Below are 21,903 nucleotides of genomic sequence, written 5' to 3' on the forward strand. Positions count from 1 at the left end.
CAACGGTTTGCCAAGATCCCACCGGACAACCTACCGCACCGGAAAGATCCGTTCAGGTGAACGGGAAAGGCCGCGCTCCGTGACGGAACGCGGCCTTTCCCGATCAGTTGGGCGTTACAGCCCAGCGCACTGTCCTGCCTTCGGCCCCTTGACGTCGTTCGGGAAGCCGTTGTTGACCGGCGCCGGGGTGTTGCCCGTGCAGGACAACGGTCCGCCGACGGTCGAGAACGCCACCACGGAGCCCGCCCTGTTGCCCGTCAGCGACACCGGGCCGCCGACCGCCGTGTTCTCGACGGCCACCTCGGCCGAGGAGCCGTTCACCGAGACCGGGCCGCTGACCCTGGTGCCCACCAGGACCACGGACGCGGCGTCCGCGGCCGACAGCGGGCCCTTGATCTCGCCGCCGAACACGTACAGCGTGGCGCCGCGGGCGACGGTCACCGGGCCGCTGATCGTCGCTCCGTCCACCTGGGTCACACCGCTGACCTGCAGCGGGCCGCTGACCGTGCCGGTCACCGTGGTGGTGGCGGCCCGCAGCGGCTTCGACAGCAGCTCGAACTCCGCCAGCGCCACGTCGCCGCTGAACTCCAGGCGGTAGAACGCGTACCGGCCCGGTGAGGCGATCTTGAACGACCGGGTGTACTGCTGCCACTGGAAGTTCTCACCGCTGCGCTTGTCGACGGTCGCCCAGGTCTTGCCGTCGTAGGAGGCCTTCAGCTCCCACGACGAGGGCGAGGCGCCGGTCTTCGCGTTGGTCAGCGTGTAGAACTCCGCCTTCTCCTTGGCGTCGGCGGGCTTGAGGTCGACCGTGCGGACCGTCGCGGAGGTCGCGGAGTTGTTGTCCGACAACGCGGCCACCGACAGGCCGGTGGAGACGTCGCGCAGCGGCGTGGCGACCTCGGTGCCCTTGGTGATCGACTCGGGTGCGTCGTCGGCGCCCGTGCCCCACTTCGACGGGGCGGGGCCCATGTCGAAGTCGATCGTCGCGCCGGCCGCGAGGACGTCGTGCGGCAGGGAGGTCTTGTTCCACGGCTTGCCGTTGACCTTGACGCCCTGCACGTAGATGTTCTTCGCGCTGTTCTTGGGCGCGTTGACCACCAGCTTCTTGCCGTTCTCCAGGTTCACCGTCGCCTTGGTGAACTGCGGCGAGCCGATCGCGTAGGCCGGCTTGCCCATCTGCAGCGGGTAGAAGCCCAGCGCGGAGAACAGGTACCACGCGGACATCTCGCCGTTGTCCTCGTCGCCGGCGTAACCCTGGCCCTCCTGGCTGCCGACGTACAGGCGCGCCATGATCTCGCGCACCTTCTCCGCCGTCCGCGCGGGCTGACCGGCGTAGTCGTACATGTAGGCGATGTGGTGCGAGGGCTGGTTGGAGTGGCCGTACTGGCCCATCCGCACGTCCCGCGCCTCGATCATCTCGTGGATGACGCCGCCGTAGCCGCCGGGGAACTTCGCGGTCTCCGGCAGGGTGAAGAACTGGTCGAGCTTCTTCGCCAGCGCGTCCCGCCCGCCGTACAGGTTCGCGAGACCCTGCCCGTCGTGCGGCACCGTGAACGCCATGTTCCAGCCGTTCGTCTCGGTGTAGTCGTAGCGCCAGTCCTGCGGGTTGTACTTCGCCGGGTCCTCGACGCGCCACGACCCGTCGACGTTGCGGCCCTGGAAGAAGTCGATCCTCTTGTCGAACGTCAGCACGTAGTTGAGGGAGCGGTTGAGGAAGTACTCGTGCTCCTCCAGGTACCGCTTCTCACCGGTCTTCTCGTGCAGCGCCTTCGCCATCTGCGCGATGCCGTAGTCGTTGAGGTAGCCCTCGATCGCCCACGACCACGCCTCGTGCAGCTGGTCGTTGCCGGTCCAGCCGAGGAAGATCGACCGGTCCATGCCCTTGCGGCCGACACCGCTGCTCGGCGGCACCACCGACGCGTTCTTCACCGCGGCCTCGTAGGCGGCCTTGACGTCGAAGTTGCCCACGCCCTTGAGGTAGGCGTCCGCGAACGCCACGTCGGAGCTCGTGCCGGTCATCAGGTCGGCGTAGCCGGGGGAGGACCAGCGCGAGATCCAGCCGCCGTCCTTGTACTGCTGGACGAAGCCCTCGGCCATCTCACCCGCCTTGGACGGCGTGAAGAGGCTGTAGGCGGGCCAGGTCGTGCGGTAGGTGTCCCAGAAGCCGTTGTTGACGTAGATCTTGCCGTCCACGATCTTCGCGCCGGTCCGCGTCGGCGTCGAGGGACCGGTCGCGGGCGCCACCGGGGATGCGTACTGGACCTTGTCGCCGACCTTCTCGAAGCCCGAGTTCGGGTAGAGGTAGAGCCGGTACATGTTGGAGTACGTGGTGATCAGCTGGTCCTCGGACGCGCCCTCGACGCTGAGGATGCCGAGCACCTCGTCCCACGCGTTCTGCGCGCGGTCGCGGACCGACTCGAACGTGTCGGAGCCGCCGACCTCCTGCCGCAGGTTCGACTTCGCCTGGTCGACGGAGATCAGCGACGTGGCGATGCGCAGCTGCACGGTCTTGTCGGCGAACGAGAAGTAGCCGCCGACCGCGTCCCTGCCGGCGCCGGTGAGCTTCCCGCTCGCCGTCACGGCCTTGTCGACCTCGCCGTAGACGAACAGGCGCGAGGCGCCCGTGGAGAGGCCGCTCTTGACGTCCGAGAAGCCCGTGACGACGCCGTTGGCCGGGTCGAGGGTCAGGCCGCCGAGGTTGTTCACGTTGTCGAACACGAGGTTCTTCTCGCCCTGGTCCGGGAACGTGAACCGGAAGACCGCTGCGTGGTCGGTCGGCGCGATCTCGGCCTTCAGGCCGTTCTCGAAGGTCACGCCGTAGTAGTGCGCCTTCGCGACCTCGTTGTCGTGCTTGAACGGCAGCGCCCGCAGCGCGCGGTCCTGCGTCGGCGCCTTGTCCGACGGCATGACCTGGAACGTCTGCCGGTCACCCATCCACGGGCTCGGCTCGTGCGAGGCCGTGAACGCCTGCAGCGTCGGCAGGTTCTGCGCGTTGTTGCGCTGCTGGTACTCGTACAGCCACGACGTGGAGCCCGCGTTGGTCATCGGGGTCCAGAAGTTGAAGCCGTGCGGCACCGCGGTGGCCGGGAAGTTGTTGCCGCGCGAGAACGAGCCGTTCGAGTTCGTGCCGCGCGTGGTCAGCACGTAGTCCGACGGCTTCGCGTACTGCTTCTCGACGACGTCGCCGATGCGGATGTCGTCGACCCAGGCGCCGAACTCCGTCGGGCCCTTCGGACCGTCGTAGGCGACCAGCACCCGCTTGATCGTCTTGCCGGCCGCGACCGCGCCGATCGTCGAGGCGACCTTGTTCCACTGGTTGGTGTAGAGGAACTTGCCCGCGCCCTGGCCCTGCGGCGACAGCACCGCGCCGTGCCGGTCCACCGCCCCGAGGTCGCTCAGGTAGGTGCCGTCGGAGAACGCCAGGTCCACCGACGAGTACGTGCTCGGGTAGCTCAGGTTGTCCGTCACGAAGTCCGGGAAGATCATGTACGACAGCTCGGTCCGCGGCTCGACCTTCACGTCGACGTCGAAGACCTTGTTGTAGCTGTAGGCCCGGCCCTCGGCGGTGTGACGGCCCTGGAAGCGGAACGACTTCACGCCCGTCCAGCCGACCCGCGCCTTGGCCGCGTAGCCGCCCGTGGGGCCGTTGCCGACCACGCTGCGCATGTTCGGCGGCGGCGGGGTGGTGGAACCGTCGGAGAGCTGCACCTCGGCGAGCTGCACGATGTTCGTGGAGCCGTTGTTCAGCGTGATGTCGAGCTTGTAGTGCGTGAACGCCTTGGGCACCGCGATGTCGTAGGTCTTGGTCTGGAAGCGCTCGGCGAACGCCTCACCGGTGCGGGTGTCGACGACGGTCCAGTCGGTGCCGTTGTCCGACCCCTGCAGGGTCCAGTTCTTCGGGTCGCGCTCGGGGGAGTCGTTGGCCGACGAGAGCGCGTACCTGCGGATCGTCTGCGCCTCGGCGAAGCGGAACGACGCCCACCCGGTGGTGGCGAAGACCAGCCACTTGGTGTTGACGCTGCCGTCGACGAGGTTCTCCTTCACCTCGCCCGAGTCCGCGTTCTCACCGTTGGCCTTGACCTCCAGCACCTCGTCGGAGACGTTGCCGGGGATGCCCGAGCCGTCGGAACCGATCACGCCGGACGCCTTGGGATTGCCCGCCGCGTCGGTCTCGACCGCGTTCGCCCACGCTGGTTGCGGTTGACCGTCCTCAAAGGACGACGAAAAGCCCACTCCCGACTCCTCTGGTGCGGCGGCCGCGTAGCCGTTGGTGACGCCGCACACCAGTGTCGCAGTGATCGCGACGCTCAACAGAGTGGTTGTCCGTCTCTTCCCCAGTTGCCTCATTGCAACCCTTCCCGCCGCCGCCTTGCCTACCCCGTTCGCGAGGCAGCGTTTCTGCACCTGACATCGTTGTCAAGGCGCGGGGCGGAACTTGTCCTCGAACCTGTCCTCTCCCGCGCGACACGGTGACCGAACCGGCGGCGGCCCGCGCAGCGACCGGTGCTGGGATCGCTCTCACGGTGTGCGGGGCGGACGGTTCGAACGGGCCGCGGTGGCGTCCGTGGTCGCGACGGGACCGAGGACCGCTCGTGAATTGGTCTTCGAAGTTACTCTCTGAGAGTAGTTGAGGGTGCCTCACCTGGTAATTCACTCATTTGCCGTATCCGTGAACTGCTGTTTGTGGCTTAGCGTTACCAGGACCTCCTCCTGGAGGGTGTTGTGTCCTTCCGATGCAAGGGGAGCCGGTAGGGGGATGCGGGGGACGTAGCCCCCTACCGGCCGTGCACGGGGCAGGTGCCGCGCCCGCACCACCAACCTGCCCCGTGCAGCAACGGACGGACGGCTCAGCGCGGAGTCGGGCGGTGGACGTTCTTCGCCGTCGACTCCCGGTGCGCCGAGTCCGCGATCCAGCTGCCGGGGGTGGACGGGTCGACGACGCCGTCCTCCAGCCAGGTGAACCGGCCGTTCATGACCTGGGTGGCCAACGCGACGTCGGTGTCGTCGGTGTTCTTCCACAGCCGCTCGAACAGCTCGTCCACGCGCACCCGCGCCTGCTTGCAGAACGCGTCGGCCAGCAGCTGGGCGTCCGGGTTCTGGTCCCGCACCGCCCGCACGCACGTCGCGCTGATCGCGAACAGCTCGGCCCCGATGTCCACGACCCGGCTGAGGAACCGCTGCTTGCGCTCCATCTTCCCCTGCCACCGCGACATCGCGTAGAACGTCTGCCGCGCCAGCTTGCGCGCCGCCCGCTCCACGAACCGCAGGTGCCTGGCCAGCGGCCCGAACTCCGCGTAGCCCGCCGGGCTCTGCCCCTTGCCGACGACCAGCGTCGGGAACCACTTCGCGTAGAACCCGCCGGCCTTGGCCGCGGCCTTCACCTTGGCCTGCCGGTCGGCGTCGGGGTCGATGATGTCGCCGGCCACGCTGAGGTGCGCGTCCACGGCCTCACGCGCGATCAGCAGGTGCATGATCTCGGTGGAGCCCTCGAAGATCCGGTTGATCCGCAGGTCCCGCAGCACCTGCTCGGCCGCGACACCCCGTTCCCCGCGCGCCGCCTGGCTCTCCGCCGTCTCGTACCCGCGCCCGCCCCGCACCTGCACCAGCTCGTCCGCCACCAGCCACGCCTTCTCCGACGCGTAGAGCTTCGCCAGCGCGGCCTCGATGCGGATGTCGTGGCTGCCCGCGTCCGCGAGCTCGGAACTGAGGTCCAGCACCGCTTCCAGCGCGTAGGCCGTGGCCGCGATGTAGGCGATCTTGCCCGCGATGGCCTCGTGCCTGCCGACCGGCAACCCCCACTGCACCCGCTCGGTGCTCCACTCGCGCGCGATCTTGAGGCACCACTTGGCGCTGCCCGCGCAGAGGGCGGGCAGGCTGAGCCGGCCGGTGTTGAGGGTGGCGAGCGCGATCTTGAGCCCCGCGCCCTCCTTGCCGATGACGTTCTTCTTGGGCACCTTCACGTCGTGGAACCGCGTGACGCCGTTCTCCAGCCCCCGCAACCCCATGAACGCGTTGCGGTTCTCCACGGTGATGCCCTCGGCGTCCGCCTCGACGACGAACGCGGTGATGCCCTTGCCGGGCACCTGCGCCATGACGACCAGGAGGTCGGCGACGACACCGTTGGTGGTCCACAGCTTCACGCCGTTGAGCACGTAGTCGTCGCCCTCGGGCACAGCGGTGGTGCCGAGCCGGGCGGGGTCGGAGCCGACGTCCGGTTCGGTGAGCAGGAACGCGGTGATCTCACCCTTGGCGCACCGCGGCAGGAACTCCCGCTTCTGCTCCTCGTTGCCGAACATGGCCACCGGCTGCGGCACGCCGATGGACTGGTGCGCGCTCAGCATGGCGCCGATCGCCGGGTTGGCGCTGCCGACGAGCATCAGCGCCTTGTTGTAGTAGACCTGCGTGAGGCCGACGCCGCCGTACTCCGGCTTGATCTTCATGCCGAACGCGCCGAGGTCCTTCAACCCCTTGAGCACGTCGTCGGGAATCCGCGCGTCCCGCTCGATGACGGCGTTGTCGACGTGCGCCTCGGTGAACTCCCGGAGCTTCGCGAGGAACGCCTCGCCGCGCTCCTGGTCCTCCCGGCTGCCTTGCGGGTGGGGGTGGATGAGGTCGACGCGGAAGTGGCCGAGGAAGAGCTCTTTGCCGAAGCTCGGTCGCTGCCAGCGGGTTTCTCGGGCTTGCTCGGCGACCTGTCTGGCCGCGCGCTCGTCGACGGTCATGGTTACCTCCGAGTAAGGGTGTGACCCACGTTACTCAGGGGTAGGCGGATGTCCACCGGTCCGGAGGGTGAAAGCCGGTCCTCAACGGCCCGACGGCCAACGCGAAAGGCCGCCCCCTCCCGCGAAGGAGGGGACGGCCTGGAGGGACGACCAGGGCTACGGCAGCGGTGCGGCTCCGCGCTTCGCCAGGTAGTCCTTCATCAGCTCGGTCTCCGAGGACTGCGACTTCAGCATGTTCTCCGCGAGCGTGCGCACCGCCGGCTGGCCCGCGCGGGTCGAGGCGTACTCGGCCATCGGGGCACCGCCGACGTGGTGGCGGAGCATCAGCTGCAGGAAGTACACGTCGAGGTCACGGCCGGTCAGGGAGCGGAGCTTGGCGAGCTCCTCGGTGGTGGCCATGCCCGGCATGGCGGGCTTGCCCGGCTCGGCGGTGGTGGCGCCGTGGCCGTGGATGCCGGCGTCGTTCATCCAGGTCATGTAGACGCCCGAGATGTTCTGCTCGTGCTCGTTCCACATCATCAGCCAGCCCTTCATGCGGCCCACCTGTTCGAGCTGGGTGGAGGCGATGTCGAAGGCGAGCTGGCGGACGTCGGGGTCCGTGGAGCGGTCGCGGGCGATGTTGGCCATCTGGATGCCCTGCAGGTGGTGCATGGCCATGTCCTGGCAGAAGCCGACGTCGACCGAGCCCGAGGCAGGGGCGCTGCCGGTGGACGAGGAGCCGGGGAGCTTCACCAGCAGGCCGACGGCCGCGCCGAGCAGGAGCACGGCGAGGACGGCTGCGGTGATGACGAGGGTCCGGGCGACGCCTGAGGGACGCCCGGAGCCCACGACCACGACCTCGTCGGAGGTGTCCGGCATCAGCTGGACGGCGGCGTCGAGACCGAGCCCGACGGCGGCGTGCTGGCGTTCGGCTGGCCCTCGGTGGCGGAGTCGTCCTTGCCGCCGTCCATCGGGACGGCGTCGGCGCCCGGCTTCTCGGCCACGAACGGGGCCGGGTTCGACAGGAACGCCGTGTTCTCGCAGGACGCGCCGACCTCGGGGTAGGTGTTGGCGTTGCGCAGCAGCGAGGAGATGAACTGGTCGATGCGCTCGTCGTCGGCGGTGTCGACCTTCAGCTGGTGGCCCCAGGCCTGCAGCGAGATCGGCTTGTCGAGACCGGGGTACGGCGACATCATCATGTACGGGATGCCCTCGACCTTGGGCTTGAGCTTGCCCAGTGCGTCGTCCTTGACCTGGTCCGGGTTGTACGCGATCCACACGGCGCCGTGTTCGAGGCCGTGGACCATGTTCTCGGTGCGGACGGCCTTGTCGTAGACGACACCGGTGCAGTCGGCCCACTGGCCGTCGTGCGGGCCGCCGAACGCGGGGGTCTGGTCGTAGGCGACGCGCTGGGTCGCCTCGACGTGGCGGGAGCCCTTGTACTCCTTCACGACGATGCCCGCGAGCTGCGTCGACGGGTCCTTGTTCGTGTCGGAGGGCTTCCACTTGGCCAGGGCGGCCTCTTTGACGTTCTGCTCGTGGATCTGCGAGTACGCGTAGCCGAAGACGCCGCCGGCGAGGCCCAGCACGGCGACTACCGCGATGATCGTGCCCCACGGCTTGGGCTTCTTCCCCACCACCGAGGAACGGGCTGCGGCCACGCTGTTGCGTGTGGCCTTCGTCTTCTTGCCGCTGGTCATGTCCGCCTCAGATGTCGTCCTGGTCAACCGGCGCCAGTGTAGGGACAACGTGTCTGGTCACTGTCAGGGCAGTGCGATACCACGTGCGCGTTAACACTTGCCGTCTCACCCTCCGAGACCCGGTAACCCGGTCGAGACCTGCGACAACGCTTCTCTAGACTCATCGTCCGTGACCCCTGACGCGCTCGCCGATCTGGTTCGGACCACGGTTGCCCGGCTGCTCTCCGAACGAGGCCTGGACACCGCCGCCGCACCCGCACAGGTCACGGTCGAGCGACCCCGCAACCCCGAGCACGGCGACTACGCCACGAACGTGGCGCTGCAACTGGCCAAGAAGGTCGGCGTGAACCCGCGCGACCTCGCCACGTGGCTCGCCGAGGCCCTGCGCACCCAGTCCGCCATCGCGCGGGCCGACGTCGCCGGACCGGGTTTCCTGAACCTCACCATCGCCACCGAGGCCCAGGGCGCGATCGTCGAGGACGCGCTGCGCGACGGCTACGGCACCGGCGACGAGCTCAAGGGCAAGCGGATCAACCTGGAGTTCGTCTCCGCGAACCCGACCGGCCCCATCCACCTCGGTGGCGCGCGCTGGGCGGCCGTGGGCGACGCGCTCGGCCGGATCCTGCGGGCCCGCGGCGGCGAGGTCACCCGCGAGTACTACTTCAACGACGCCGGCGCGCAGATCGACCGGTTCGTCCGGTCGCTGATCGCCGCCGCGAAGGGCGAGCCCGCGCCCGAGGACGGCTACGCGGGCACGTACGTGAGCGACATCGCCGCCGAGGTGCTGCGCCGCGAGCCGGGTGCGCTCACCGACCCCGAGACGGTCCGCGAGGTCGGCGTCGGGCTCATGTTCGACGAGATCAAGCGCAGCCTGCACGAGTTCGGCACCGACTTCGACGTCTACTTCCACGAGGACTCGCTGCACCGGAGCGGTCGCGTGGACGAGGCGGTCGCGAAGCTCAAGGCCACCGGCTCGCTGTACGAGAAGGACGGCGCCTGGTGGCTGCGCTCCACCGACTTCGGCGACGACAAGGACCGCGTCGTCATCAAGAGCGACGGCAACCCGGCCTACATCGCCGGTGACATCGCCTACCTCGTCGACAAGCGCGGCCGGGGCTTCGACCTGTGCATCTACATGCTCGGCGCCGACCACCACGGCTACGTCGCGCGCCTCAAGGCCGCGGCGGCCGCCCTGGGTGACGACCCGGACAGCGTCGAGGTGCTGATCGGCCAGCTCGTGAACCTCGTCAGCGAGGGCCAGCCGGTGCGCATGAGCAAGCGTGCGGGCACCGTCATCACGATGGAGGACCTGGTCGACGCGGTCGGCGTGGACGCCGCGCGCTACGCCATGGTCCGCTCGTCGGTCGACTCCGGCCTCGACATCGACCTCGACCTGCTGCGCAAGCACAGCAACGAGAACCCGGTCTACTACGTGCAGTACGCCCACGCGCGCACGTCGTCGATCCTGCGCAACGCCGGCGACCTCGGCATCACCCCCGGTGGGGACTTCGCGCTGCTCACCCACGAGCGCGAGGGTGACCTCATCCGCACCATCGGCGAGTTCCCGCGAGTGGTGGCCACCGCCGCCGAGCTGCGCGAACCGCACCGCGTCGCCCGCTACCTCGAAGAGCTCGCGGGCACGTACCACCGCTTCCAGCAGGACTGCCGCGTGCTCCCGCGCGGCGATGAGGAGACGACTCCGTTGCACCAGGTCAGGCTTCAGCTCGTCAACGCGACCAGGCGCGTGTTCGCCGCGGGCCTCGGCCTGCTCGGCGTGACCGCCCCGGAGCGCATGTGATGCGCGCGCACCCGGCCGGTCCCCGGCACGCCGACGTCCTCGTCCCCGGCAGCACCGCCGGCGACCGCCCCTCCACCGCCGACCAGCTCGACCACCTTCACCCGAACGTGTGGCCGCGCAACGCCGCCCGCAACGCCGACGGCGTCGTGGAGCTGGCGGGCGTGGACGTGCGCGGGCTCGCCGAGCAGTACGGCACCCCGCTGTTCGTCATGGACGAGCAGGACTTCCGCGCGCGCTGCCGCGAGCACGCGGAGGCGTTCGGCGACCCGACGCTCGTGCACTACGCCTCCAAGGCGTTCCTGAGCGTGCAGATCGCGAGGTGGGTGGCCGAGGAAGGCCTCTCCATCGACGTCTGCAGCGGCGGCGAGCTCGCCATCGCGCTGCGGGCGGAGTTCCCGGCCGAGCGCATCGCGTTGCACGGCAACAACAAGAGCGTCGCCGAGCTGGTCGCCGCGGTCGAGGCGGGCGTCGGCGGGATCGTCGTCGACTCCTACCACGAGATCGCGCGCCTGGACCAGATCGCACGCGACCGCGGTGTGGTGCAGCCGGTGCTGATCCGCGTCACGGTCGGCGTCGAGGCGCACACCCACGAGTTCATCGCGACCGCCCACGAGGACCAGAAGTTCGGCTTCTCGCTGTCCTCCGGCGACGCCGCCGAGGCCGTGCGCCGGGTGCTGAAGGCGAGCGGGCTCACGCTCGTCGGCCTGCACAGCCACATCGGCTCGCAGATCTTCGACGCCTCCGGCTTCGAGGTCGCCGCCCGCCGCGTCATCGGCCTGCTCGCGGAGATCCGCTCCGAGCACGGCGAGATCGGCTCGCTGACCACCGTCGACCTCGGCGGTGGCCTCGGCATCGCCTACACCCCGGACGACGACCCGCCCCCGCCGGCGGAGCTCGCGCGGCAGCTGCACAACATCGTGCAGAAGGAGTGCGAGCACAGCGGCCTGGAGATGCCCCGCATCGCGGTCGAGCCCGGCCGCGCGATCGTCGGCCCCGGCACGGTCACCGTGTACGAGGTCGGCACGATCAAGGACGTCGAGCTCGACGGTGGCGCGCGCCGCCGGTACGTGAGCGTCGACGGCGGCATGAGCGACAACATCCGCACCGCCCTGTACGACGCGGTCTACGACTGCAGGCTCGTGTCCAGGACGGCAGAGCCCGACGCGCGCGCCGTGCTCTGCCGCGTCGTGGGCAAGCACTGCGAGGCCGGCGACATCGTCGTGCGCGACTGCTGGCTGCCCGAGGACCTCGCGCCGGGCGACCTGGTGGCCGTCGCTGCGACGGGGGCCTACTGCTACTCGATGGCGAGCGGGTACAACCGACTCCCGAGGCCCGCGCTCGCCGCGGTGACCGACGGGGAGGCGCGGCTGCTGCTGCGCCGCGAGACCGAGGACGACCTGTTCCGTCTGGAGGTATGAACGGTGCCGGAAGCGAAACCCATCCGGGTCGCCCTGCTGGGGTGTGGCACGGTGGGCACGGAAGTGGTCCGGCTGCTGACGGACCAGGCCGGCGACCTCGCCGCCCGCATCGGCGCGCCGATCGAGCTCGCCGGGATCGCGGTGCGCAGGCCGAACAAGCACCGCGAGGTGCCGGAGCACCTGCTCACGACGGACGCGTCCGCGCTGGTGAAGTCGGACGACGTGGACGTGGTCGTCGAGGTCATCGGCGGCATCGACCCCACCCGCGGGCTGCTGCTGGAGGCGCTGCACAACGGCAAGTCCGTCGTGACGGCGAACAAGGCGCTGCTGGCCGAGCACGGCTCCGACCTGTTCGAGGCCGCCGACGGCTCGGGCGCCGACCTGTACTTCGAGGCGGCCGTCGCGGGCGCGATCCCGTTGCTGCGCCCGTTGCGGGAGTCCCTGGCGGGTGACCGGATCACGCGCGTGATGGGCATCGTCAACGGCACGACGAACTTCATCCTGTCCGCGATGGACGCCACGGGCGCCGGCTACGCCGAGACGCTCGAGGAGGCCTCGCGGCTGGGCTACGCCGAGGCCGACCCGACCGCCGACGTCGACGGGTTCGACGCCGCGTCCAAGGCCGCGATCCTCGCGTCGCTGGCGTTCCACACGCGCGTGACGGCCGCGGACGTGTACCGGGAGGGCATCCGCCAGGTCAGCGCCGCCGACATCGCGGCGGCCAAGGGCCTGGGCCGCACGGTGAAGCTGCTCGCGATCTGCGAGCGCGTCGTCTCGCCGTCCGGTCAGGAGTCAGTCGCGGTTCGAGTGCACCCGGCCATGATCCCCAGGACGCACCCGCTGGCCTCGGTCAACGGCGCGTTCAACGCGGTGTTCGTCGAGGCCGACGCGGCGGGGGAGATGATGTTCTACGGGCAGGGCGCCGGTGGCGCCCCGACGGCGAGCGCGGTGCTCGGCGACCTGGTCGCCGTGGCGCGCAACAAGGTCGCGAGCGGACGCGGTCCGCGCGAGTCGGCCTACGCGGCGCTGCCGGCGCAGCCCATGGGCAACACGCCCACCCGCTACCACATCAGCCTCGACGTGGCGGACAAGGCGGGTGTTCTCTCGCAGGTCGCCGCCGTGTTCGCCGAGCACGACGTGAGCATCGCCGCGGTGCGCCAGGAGGGCCGGACAGAGGACGCCAGCCTGGTGATCGTCACGCACGCGGCGACCGACGCCGCGCTGCGGTCCACTGTGGACAAAGTCGGTGGCCTCCCCGTGGTGCGGGACGTCGTCAGCGTCATGAGGGTGGAGGGCGAAGAGTGAGCGCTAGAGCTGGCTGGCCCGGTCTCATCAACGCCTACCGGGACCGCATCGAGATCCCGGAGGGCGCGGAGGTCGTCACGCTGCACGAGGGCGGCACGCCGCTGGTGCACGCGCAGCGGCTGTCCGCAGCCACGGGCTGCGACGTGTGGGTGAAGGTCGAGGGCGCGAACCCGACCGGCTCGTTCAAGGACCGCGGCATGACCGTGGCCATGACGTACGCGCTGGCGTCCGGCCTGAAGGCCGTGATCTGCGCCTCCACCGGCAACACCTCGGCGTCCGCCGCGGCCTACGCGGCCAAGGCTGGCCTGACGGCGGCCGTGCTGGTGCCCAGCGGCAAGATCGCGATGGGCAAGCTCGCCCAGGCCGTGATGCACGGCGCGCGGATCCTGCAGATCGACGGCAACTTCGACGACTGCCTGGAGCTCGCCTCCAAGACCGCGGCCGAGTACCCGGTCACGCTGGTGAACTCGGTCAACCCGGTGCGCCTCGTCGGGCAGCAGACCGCCGCGTGGGAGGTCTGCGACGTGCTCGGCCAGGCCCCGGACGTGCACTGCCTGCCGGTCGGCAACGCGGGCAACATCACCGCGTACTGGAAGGGCTACACGTCCTACGACCGGGGCCTGCCGAAGATGTTCGGCTTCCAGGCCGCCGGTGCCGCACCGCTCGTGAGCGGTGCGCCGGTGCCGAACCCGGAGACCATCGCGACCGCCATCCGGATCGGGTCGCCGGCCTCCTGGACCGGCGCGGTCAACGCCCGTGACGAGTCGGGCGGCCTCATCGACGCGGTCACCGACGAGCAGATCCTCTCCGCCTACCGGCTGCTGGCCTCGTCCGAGGGCATCTTCGTGGAGCCCGCGTCGGCGGCGTCCATCGCCGGTCTGCTGAAGACCGCCGAGGACGGCCGGCTGCCGAAGGGCTCGACGGTTGTGTGCACCGTCACGGGACACGGCCTGAAGGACCCCGACACCGCGTTGCTCGGCACCACCGAGGTCGAGCCGGTCCCGGTCGACCCCGGTGCCGTGGCGCACGCGTTGGAGCTGGCGTGAGGTTCGTCGTCACCGTCCCCGCGTCGACCGCGAACCTCGGTTCGGGGTTCGACGCGCTGGGCATGGCCCTCGGCCTGTACGACGAGGTCGAGGTCACGGTCGCCGAGGGTCTCTCGGTGGTCGTGGAGGGCGCTGGATCGGGTGACGTCCCGCTCGACGAGTCGCACCTCGTCGTGCGGGCCGTCCGCGCCGCCGGCTACTCCGGTGGTCTTGCCCTGAAGTGCCACAACGTGATTCCGCACGCACGCGGGCTGGGCTCTTCGGCTGCCGCGATCGTGGCGGGTGTCGCAGCCGGCTTCACCCTGACGGGTCGCGAGCTGGACGCGGACGCGTTGCAGATCGCCGCCGAGTTCGAGGGGCACGCGGACAACGTCGCCGCCTCGCTCTACGGCGGAGTCGTCATCGCGTGGTCGGAGGGCGAGCGCTACCGTGCGGTCCGGGCGGACGCCGACGCACGGGTGCGGCCGGTCGTGCTGGTCCCGTCGCAGGAGTCGTCCACCAAGACCACCCGCGGCCTGCTTCCGGCCGAGGTGCCGCACGCGGACGCCGCGCACGCCGCGGGGCGGGCCGCCCTGGCGGTGCACGCGCTGACCTCGGACCCCTCGGTTCTCCTTGCCGCTACTGAGGATCGCCTCCACCAGAACTACCGCGAGCCCGCGTGGCCCGACACCGTTCGAGTGATCAACGATCTCCGCAAGCTCGGGGTTCCCGCCTGCGTGTCCGGTGCGGGACCCACCGTGATCGCGTTCGGGGACGTTCCGGACGAGGTCGACGTGCACGGCTTCGACGTGCGCAGACTCGACGTCGACGCCTCTGGCGTGCGCGTTCGTCCATTGGACTGACACGCCCGACCCCGGTTGTTGCACAGCGGAGGACCGGCGTCTACCCTCGGGGGCGATCAGTCACCGCGCGCACGGGCGCCGGTGTCGCGCCCGGACACTCGTTCCGGGTCGCAATCCTTTTGTGTTCTGGCTCTGTGCCGTGCGGGCGGGGCGGACGCAAAAGAGGCACCCGATCGCCGTGTGACCTGACAAAAGTCCCGTGCTTGCCGGAAGCGGTGTGTGCTTCCGTCTGCATCGGACTGACCGCCGTTCCCCAGTTGAAGCGGGAGGGCGGGTCCGCTGGGCCGCGTAGGAGGCGGGGCCTGGTCAGGAAGGACATGTGTGAGCAACACCGATTTGCTGAGCAGCGATGTCGCAGCTGCTTCTGGTTCTGGAGCCGAGGAGACCGCTCTGTCCACCCCTTCGAACGGCACGACGCCGCGCCGCCGCGCGGGTCTGTCCGGCATGGTGCTCGCCGAGCTGCGTGAGCTCGCCGGCCAGCTGGGCATCACCGGAACCGCTGGTCTGCGCAAGGGCGACCTGATCGCGGCCATCAAGGAGAAGCAGGGCTCCGGTGCCCCGGCCGCGAAAGCCGAGAAGCCGGCGCGGGCCCCCAAGCAGGCCGCTGAGAAGCCGGCTCCCGTCGCGGAGCAGCCGGTGGCCGAGAAGCCTGCCGAAAAGCCTGTTCAGCAGCAGCTCGAGGTAGCCGCGGAGAAGCCTGCCGCCGCTGCCGTCGACGCCGGAGCCGAGGACGGGGGTCGTTCCTCCGAGGAGGGCGGTCGCCGTGGCAACCGCCGCCGCCGTTCCGGCCGCGGTGGGGGCGGCGAGGTGGCCGAGGGCCAGCAGCAGCCGCAGGAGCAGCGCCAGGAGCGCGCTGAGCGCCCTGACCGAGGCGAACGCGCCGAGCGTTCCGACCGCGCTGAGCGTTCCGAGCGTTCTGACCGCGGCGAGCGTTCTGAGCGTTCCGACCGCGGTGAGCGTTCCGAGCGCCAGGACCGCGGTGAGCGCGGCGACCGGGGCGAGCGGGGCGGCCGTGACCGCAACCGCGACCGCGGTGAGCGCGGCGACCGCGGTGACCGGGGCGACCGCAACGACCGCCAGGGCGGTGGCCAGCAGGACGACGACGGCGACGGCCGTCGTGGCCGCTTCCGCGACCGCCGCCGCCGCGGTGGCCGTGGCGAGGGCGCCGAGCGTCCTGACCGCGAGACCGAGGTGCGCGACGACGACGTCCTGCTGCCGGTCGCGGGCATCCTGGACGTGCTGGAGAACTACGCGTTCGTCCGCACGTCGGGCTACCTGGCCGGCTCGAACGACGTCTACGTCTCGCTGTCGCTGGTCCGCAAGTACGGCCTGCGCCGCGGTGACGCCATCACCGGCGCCGTCCGCCAGCCGCGCGACGGTGAGCAGCAACGCCAGAAGTTCAACCCGCTGGTCCGCGTCGACAAGATCAACGGCCTGGACCCGGACGAGGCGCGCAACCGCCCGGACTTCACCAAGCTGACGCCGCTCTACCCGAACGAGCGCCTGCGCCTGGAGACCGAGCCGCACATCCTCACCACCCGCGTCATCGACCTGGTGATGCCGATCGGCAAGGGCCAGCGCGCCCTGATCGTGTCGCCGCCGAAGGCCGGCAAGACCTCGGTGCTCCAGTCGATCGCGAACGCGATCACGAAGAACAACCCCGAGTGCCACCTGATGGTCGTCCTCGTCGACGAGCGTCCGGAAGAGGTCACCGACATGCAGCGTTCGGTGAAGGGCGAGGTCATCGCCTCGACCTTCGACCGCCCGCCGTCGGACCACACCACCATCTCCGAGCTCGCCATCGAGCGTGCGAAGCGACTGGTGGAGATGGGCCACGACGTGGTCGTGCTGCTCGACTCGATCACCCGCCTGGGCCGCGCCTACAACCTGGCTGCCCCGGCCTCCGGCCGCATCCTGTCCGGTGGTGTCGACTCGACGGCGCTGTACCCGCCGAAGCGGTTCCTCGGCGCTGCCCGCAACATCGAGGGCGGCGGCTCGCTGACCGTCATCGCGACGGCGCTGGTCGAGACCGGCTCCGCCGGTGACTCGGTCATCTTCGAGGAGTTCAAGGGCACCGGCAACGCCGAGCTCAAGCTCGACCGCAAGATCGCCGACAAGCGCACCTTCCCGGCCGTCGACGTCGACAGCTCGGGCACGCGCAAGGAAGAGCTGCTGCTCTCCCCGGACGAGATGGCGGTCACGCACAAGCTCCGCCGCGTGCTGCACGCCCTGGACGGCCAGCAGGCCATCGACCTGCTGCTCGACCGGCTCCGCAAGTCCCGCACCAACATCGAGTTCCTGATGCAGGTGGCGAAGACGACGCCGGGCGCCGAGCAGGACTGATCCCGCGCGAGTTTCACGTGAAAAGGCCCCCGGTGCTGGTCACCGGGGGCCTTTCCGCGTCTGTTCACTCGAATGCCGAACCACGTGCCCGTCCGTGCTCAACGGCAGTTGGACGCGGCCGTTCCCTCGTCCTGCCGCAGCAGGCACTGCACGACCAGCCCCAGCAGCACCGGCACGCCGACGACCGCGGCACCCAGGGCCGAGACCTCGACGCCGCCCACGCCCACACCACCGGCGAGCACCGCGGCGAGCCAGGGCCACCGCACCCAGGTCCGCTGCCACCGGGCCGCCCAACGCACCCCGCGGGACACGGCAGCCGCGACCGCCACGCCGGCACCCCACACCACGGAGGACAGCGGCACGGTCCCGAAGGACGCGGTGACCAGCCCTGCCGACCCCATCAGGCCGAACACGGCTGCGGCGAACAGGAACGGCACGGCCAGCCACAGGCGCCAGCTCAGCTGCCGATCAACGGTGCAGAACACGGCACACAGTCTGATGGAATACGTCCAACAACGTGGAGCCGTATCCAGCCCAACGGCCACACCTTGCGCCGAACGGCGTACCAGTGAGGTTGAGCGGTTGTGACCTCAGGCACCCCGGGCCTGTCGTGGCCGTCGCGGGAACAACCGCGTTTTTGCACGTGTTGAACGGTCTGGCAAACTAAACGGTCGAGTCCGGCTCCGGTTCACCCGTTCACAAACTGGGACCCGGCGGCCATCCTTGAAAGGGACAAGATCTTGAAGACTGGCATCCACCCCGAGTACACGGTCACCGAGGTGACCTGCAGCTGCGGTAACAGCTTCACCACGCGCAGCACCACCGCGGCGTCCGAGGTTCGCGTCGAGATGTGCTCGAACTGCCACCCGTTCTACACGGGCAAGCAGCGCATCCTGGACACCGGCGGTCGCGTCGCGCGCTTCGAGGCGCGTTACGGCAAGCGCAACAAGTAGCTGCTTTCACGGCGCCTGACCTCGGCCACCCGGCCGGGGCGGGCGCCGTCGCCGTTTCCAGGCCACCCTGAACCGAAAGCAGGAGACGTGTCGCAGTCGCTGGACAGCTTGCTCGCCGAGTACGACGAGCTGGAGAAGAAGCTCGCCGATCCCTCCGTGCACGCTGACCAGGCGGGGGCGCGCAAGCTCGGCAAGCGCTACGCCGCGCTCGGGCCGATCGTGAAGGCGGCCAGGGAGATCGACCAGGCGAAGAGCGACCTGGAGGCGGCCAAGGAGCTCGCGAGCGAGGACCAGGCGTTCGCCGACGAGGCCAAGCAGATCGAGGAGCAGCTCCCCAAGATGGAGGAGAAGCTCACCGAGCTGCTGCTGCCGCGCGACCCGCACGACGCCGACGACGTGCTGCTGGAGATCAAGTCCGGTGAGGGCGGCGAGGAGAGCGCGCTGTTCGCGGGCGACCTGCTGCGCATGTACACGCGGTACGCCGAGCGCCAGGGCTGGAAGGTCGAGATGCTCGACGGCACCGACTCCGACCTGGGCGGGTTCAAGGACGTCACGGTGGCCATCAAGGCGAAGGCCACGACCCCCGACGGCGTCTGGAGCCGGCTCAAGTGGGAGGGCGGCGTGCACCGGGTGCAGCGCGTGCCCGTCACCGAGTCGCAGGGCCGCATCCACACCTCTGCGGCCGGCGTCCTGGTCTTCCCGGAGACCGAGGAGACCGCCGAGGTCGAGATCGACGAGAAGGACCTGCGCATCGACGTCTACCGGTCGAGCGGCAAGGGCGGCCAGTCGGTCAACACCACCGACTCCGCGGTGCGCATCACGCACCTGCCGAGCGGCATCGTCGTCTCCTGCCAGAACGAGCGCAGCCAGCTGCAGAACAAGGCGCGCGCCATGCAGGTCCTGCAGTCGCGCCTCGCCGCGCTCGCCGAGGAGCAGAAGGCGCAGGAGCAGAGCGACGCCCGCCGCACCCAGATCAGGACCGTCGACCGCAGCGAGCGGGTCCGGACCTACAACTTCCCCGAATCGCGCATCTCCGATCACCGGGTTGGGTACAAAGCGCATAACCTGGACCAGGTGCTCGACGGAGACCTGGACGCGGTGGTGGACGCACTCGCCGCCGCTGACCGGGCAGAACGGCTCGCAGGCGGGTAATCCGACGTGAGAGGGGCGCGGTGTGGCCGAGATCCTGGTGGACCCCGAGGCGGCGCCCCTCGACCAGCCGGTCGGCATCGTCGTCACGGGACTGCCGCCCGACGCCGAGGTCACCGTGCAGCTGTCCACGGGTGACCGCGCGTCCCACGGCGTCTTCCGCGCCGACGAACGCGGTGTCGTGGACCTGGCCCGGCACGCCCCGGTCGAGGGCACCTACACCGGTGTCGACGCGATGGGCCTGTTCTGGTCCCTCGAACGCACCGGCGGCAAGCCCGGTCCCACGTGCCTGTCCGTGGACGGCGCCGGCGAGGTCGAGCTGCGGCGGCTGGGGGTGCCCGAGGGCGTCGAACGCGTCGAGGTCCGCGAGAACGGTCTCGTGGGCACGCTGTTCGCCCCTGAGGCCGACGGTGGCGAGCTCCCCGGCGTGCTCGTGCTGGGCGGCTCCGAGGGCGGCCTGCACGAGACCGACGCGGCTCTCCTGGCCGCACACGGGTTCGTGACGTTCGCCCTCGGCTACTTCGGCGTGAAGGGCCTGCCGGACCACCTCGTCGACATCCCGCTGGAGTACTTCGGCAAGGCGATCGAGCACCTGGGCGAGCGCGCCGGTGCGGTCGGCGTCGTCGGCGGTTCCCGCGGCGGCGAGCTCGCGTTGCTGCTCGGCGCGACGTTCCCGCAGGTCAAGGCGGTCGTGAGCGTGGTGGGCAGCGGTGTGGTGACCCAGGGCATCGGTCCGGGCGCGAACCTGCTGCAGAAGCTGTCGCACGAGGCGGCGTCGTGGACGCACAGGGGTGAGCCGCTGCCGTACCTGCCCTACGACATCGGCGAGGAGCTGCGCGCCAGGATCGTCAACGACGAACCGGTGCCGCTCAGGCTCGCCTTCGACACCACCGACGGCGTGCCGGAGGACGCGGAGATCCGCGTCGAGGACATCGCCGGGGGTGTGTTGCTCATCTCGTCCGGCCACGACGACTCGTGGCCGTCGGCCGAGCTGAGCGAGGTCGCGCTGCGGCGGCTGAAGGACCACGACCACCCGTTCCCGTACGAGCACGTCGTGTATCCCGAGGCAGGACACCTGATCGCGGGCCCGCCGCACCGTCCCGCCACCGACGTGACCTATCCGGGACCCGGCGTCACCTTCTCGGGTGGTGGTGTTCCGCAGGCCACCGCGCACGCGCGGCGGGACGCGTGGAAACGGACCGTCGAGTTCTTGCAGGAGCAGCTCGGGACCTAGGGTGTGCTCATGAGCGCACACTTTGATGTCGTCGTCGTGGGTGCGGGTCCCGGCGGGTACGTCGCCGCGATCCGTGCGGCTCAGCTCGGGCTGAAGACCGCCATCGTCGAGGAGAAGTACTGGGGCGGCGTCTGCCTGAACGTCGGCTGCATCCCGTCGAAGGCGCTGCTGCGCAACGCCGAGCTCGCGCACCTCTTCACGCACGAGCAGAAGACGTTCGGCATCAAGGTCGACGGCACCGTCAGCTTCGACTACAGCGCGGCGTGGCAGCGCAGCCGCAAGGTCGCGGACGGGCGCGTCAAGGGCGTGCACTTCCTCATGAAGAAGAACGGCATCACCGAGTACAACGGGTGGGCCGACTTCACCGACGACCACACCCTGACCGTCGGGGACGAGACGATCACCTTCGGCCACGCGATCATCGCCGTGGGCGCCACGACCCGGATGCTGCCGAACACGCAGAAGTCCGACCGCGTCGTGACCTACGAAGAGCAGATCATGACCGAGGACCTGCCCGAGTCGATCATCATCGCCGGCGCGGGCGCCATCGGCGTCGAGTTCGCGTACGTCATGCACAACTACGGCGTGAAGGTCACCATCGTCGAGTTCCTCGACCGGATGGTGCCGCTCGAGGACGAAGAGGTGTCCGCCGAGCTGCTCAAGCGCTACAAGAAGCTGGGCGTCGACGTGCGCGTCGGCACGCGGGTCGAGTCGATCGACGAGTCGGGCGAGAAGGTCCGCGTCACCGTGTCGAAGAACGGTGCCGAGGAGGTCCTGGAAGCCGACAAGGTCATGCAGGCCATCGGGTTCGTGCCGCGCGTCGAGGGCTACGGCCTCGAGAAGACCGGTGTGCAGCTGACCGAGCGCGGCGCGATCGACATCGACGGCCGCGGCCGCACCAACGTGCCGCACATCTTCGCCATCGGCGACGTGACCGCGAAGCTGATGCTCGCGCACACCGCCGAGTCGATGGGCATCATCGCCGCCGAGACCATCGCGGGTGCCGAGACGATGGAGCTCGACTACGTGATGATCCCGCGGGCGACGTTCTGCCAGCCGCAGATCGCCTCCTTCGGCTACACCGAGAAGCAGGCCCGCGAGAAGGGCTTCGACGTCCAGGTCGCGAAGTTCCCGTTCACCGCGAACGGCAAGGCGCACGGCCTCGCCGAGCCCGGTGGCTTCGTGAAGCTGATCAGCGACGGCAAGCACGGCGAGCTGCTCGGCGGCCACATCATCGGCCCCGAGGCCACCGAGCTGCTGCCCGAGCTCACGCTGGCCCAGCAGTGGGACCTCACCGTCCACGAGGTCGCGCGCAACGTCCACGCGCACCCGACCCTCTCGGAAGCCGTCAAGGAAGCGGTGCACGGCCTGGCCGGGCACATGATCAACTTCTGAGGTAGCTTCTCCTCGATGT

The 21,903-nt window shown here is 69.9% G+C and carries 15 protein-coding genes; 10 read left to right on the forward strand and 5 right to left on the reverse strand.

Annotation, left to right across the window (positions count from 1 at the left end; translation table 11 throughout):
• Positions 1-114: 114 nt before the first annotated feature.
• The 4 genes from AB0A63_RS24550 to AB0A63_RS24565 all read right to left on the reverse strand — a co-directional run bounded on the left by AB0A63_RS24550 (position 115) and on the right by AB0A63_RS24565 (position 8,401).
• On the reverse strand, positions 115-4,347 hold the full coding sequence (locus tag AB0A63_RS24550) for a GH92 family glycosyl hydrolase (protein WP_360395489.1): 4,233 nt from the start codon (positions 4,345-4,347) through the stop codon (positions 115-117).
• A gap of 500 nt (positions 4,348-4,847) precedes the next feature.
• Positions 4,848-6,722, reverse strand: a complete 1,875-nt coding sequence (locus AB0A63_RS24555; RefSeq protein ID WP_360395491.1) for an acyl-CoA dehydrogenase family protein — start codon at positions 6,720-6,722, stop codon at positions 4,848-4,850.
• A 156-nt stretch (positions 6,723-6,878) separates the two neighbouring features.
• Complete coding sequence (locus tag AB0A63_RS24560; RefSeq protein ID WP_360395493.1) at positions 6,879-7,580, reverse strand: DUF305 domain-containing protein; 702 nt, start codon at positions 7,578-7,580, stop codon at positions 6,879-6,881.
• A complete protein-coding gene (locus AB0A63_RS24565) occupies positions 7,580-8,401 on the reverse strand; it encodes a DUF3105 domain-containing protein (protein ID WP_360395673.1) in 822 nt (273 codons plus the stop codon). Before AB0A63_RS24565 ends, AB0A63_RS24560 begins: the two co-directional genes overlap by 1 nt.
• 169 nt (positions 8,402-8,570) lie before the next feature.
• On the opposite strand from AB0A63_RS24565, the gene argS reads away from it, so the two are divergent.
• The 6 genes from argS (at position 8,571) to rho (ending at position 17,153) form a co-directional block, all read left to right on the forward strand.
• Entirely contained in the window at positions 8,571-10,199 is a 1,629-nt protein-coding gene (gene argS / locus AB0A63_RS24570) for an arginine--tRNA ligase (protein ID WP_360395495.1), read from the forward strand.
• Complete coding sequence (gene lysA / locus AB0A63_RS24575) at positions 10,199-11,617, forward strand: diaminopimelate decarboxylase (RefSeq protein WP_360395497.1); 1,419 nt, start codon at positions 10,199-10,201, stop codon at positions 11,615-11,617. The genes argS and lysA overlap by 1 nt, the downstream gene beginning before the upstream one ends.
• Before the next feature lie 3 nt (positions 11,618-11,620).
• Entirely contained in the window at positions 11,621-12,922 is a 1,302-nt protein-coding gene (locus tag AB0A63_RS24580; protein ID WP_360395498.1) for a homoserine dehydrogenase, read from the forward strand.
• A complete protein-coding gene (gene thrC, locus AB0A63_RS24585; RefSeq protein ID WP_360395500.1) occupies positions 12,919-13,968 on the forward strand; it encodes a threonine synthase in 1,050 nt (349 codons plus the stop codon). Before AB0A63_RS24580 ends, thrC begins: the two co-directional genes overlap by 4 nt.
• Positions 13,965-14,810, forward strand: a complete 846-nt coding sequence (thrB, locus tag AB0A63_RS24590) for a homoserine kinase (RefSeq protein WP_360395502.1) — start codon at positions 13,965-13,967, stop codon at positions 14,808-14,810. Before thrC ends, thrB begins: the two co-directional genes overlap by 4 nt.
• Positions 14,811-15,131: 321 nt before the next feature.
• Entirely contained in the window at positions 15,132-17,153 is a 2,022-nt protein-coding gene (rho, locus tag AB0A63_RS24595) for a transcription termination factor Rho (RefSeq protein ID WP_360395503.1), read from the forward strand.
• 98 nt (positions 17,154-17,251) lie between these two features.
• Here rho and AB0A63_RS24600 read toward each other — a convergent pair whose 3' ends face one another.
• Positions 17,252-17,638 carry a hypothetical protein gene (locus tag AB0A63_RS24600; RefSeq protein ID WP_360395504.1) on the reverse strand — a complete coding sequence of 129 codons (387 nt, stop codon included), beginning with the start codon at positions 17,636-17,638 and terminating at the stop codon, positions 17,252-17,254.
• Positions 17,639-17,893: 255 nt separating this feature from the next.
• Here AB0A63_RS24600 and rpmE point away from each other — a divergent pair, with 255 nt between their 5' ends.
• The 4 genes from rpmE to lpdA all read left to right on the forward strand — a co-directional run bounded on the left by rpmE (position 17,894) and on the right by lpdA (position 21,884).
• Positions 17,894-18,106, forward strand: coding sequence for a 50S ribosomal protein L31 (gene rpmE, locus AB0A63_RS24605; protein WP_065916458.1), 213 nt, complete (start codon positions 17,894-17,896; stop codon positions 18,104-18,106).
• A gap of 87 nt (positions 18,107-18,193) precedes the next feature.
• The gene (gene prfA / locus AB0A63_RS24610; RefSeq protein WP_360395506.1) at positions 18,194-19,258 is read left to right on the forward strand and encodes a peptide chain release factor 1; all 1,065 of its coding nucleotides are present in this window, start codon (positions 18,194-18,196) and stop codon (positions 19,256-19,258) included.
• 22 nt (positions 19,259-19,280) lie between these two features.
• Entirely contained in the window at positions 19,281-20,489 is a 1,209-nt protein-coding gene (locus AB0A63_RS24615) for an acyl-CoA thioesterase/bile acid-CoA:amino acid N-acyltransferase family protein (protein ID WP_360395508.1), read from the forward strand.
• Positions 20,490-20,498: 9 nt separating this feature from the next.
• A complete protein-coding gene (lpdA, locus tag AB0A63_RS24620; RefSeq protein WP_360395510.1) occupies positions 20,499-21,884 on the forward strand; it encodes a dihydrolipoyl dehydrogenase in 1,386 nt (461 codons plus the stop codon).
• Positions 21,885-21,903: the final 19 nt, after the last annotated feature.

It is taken from the genome of Lentzea sp. NPDC042327 (genome assembly GCF_040647275.1).
Lineage (GTDB): Bacteria > Actinomycetota > Actinomycetes > Mycobacteriales > Pseudonocardiaceae > Lentzea.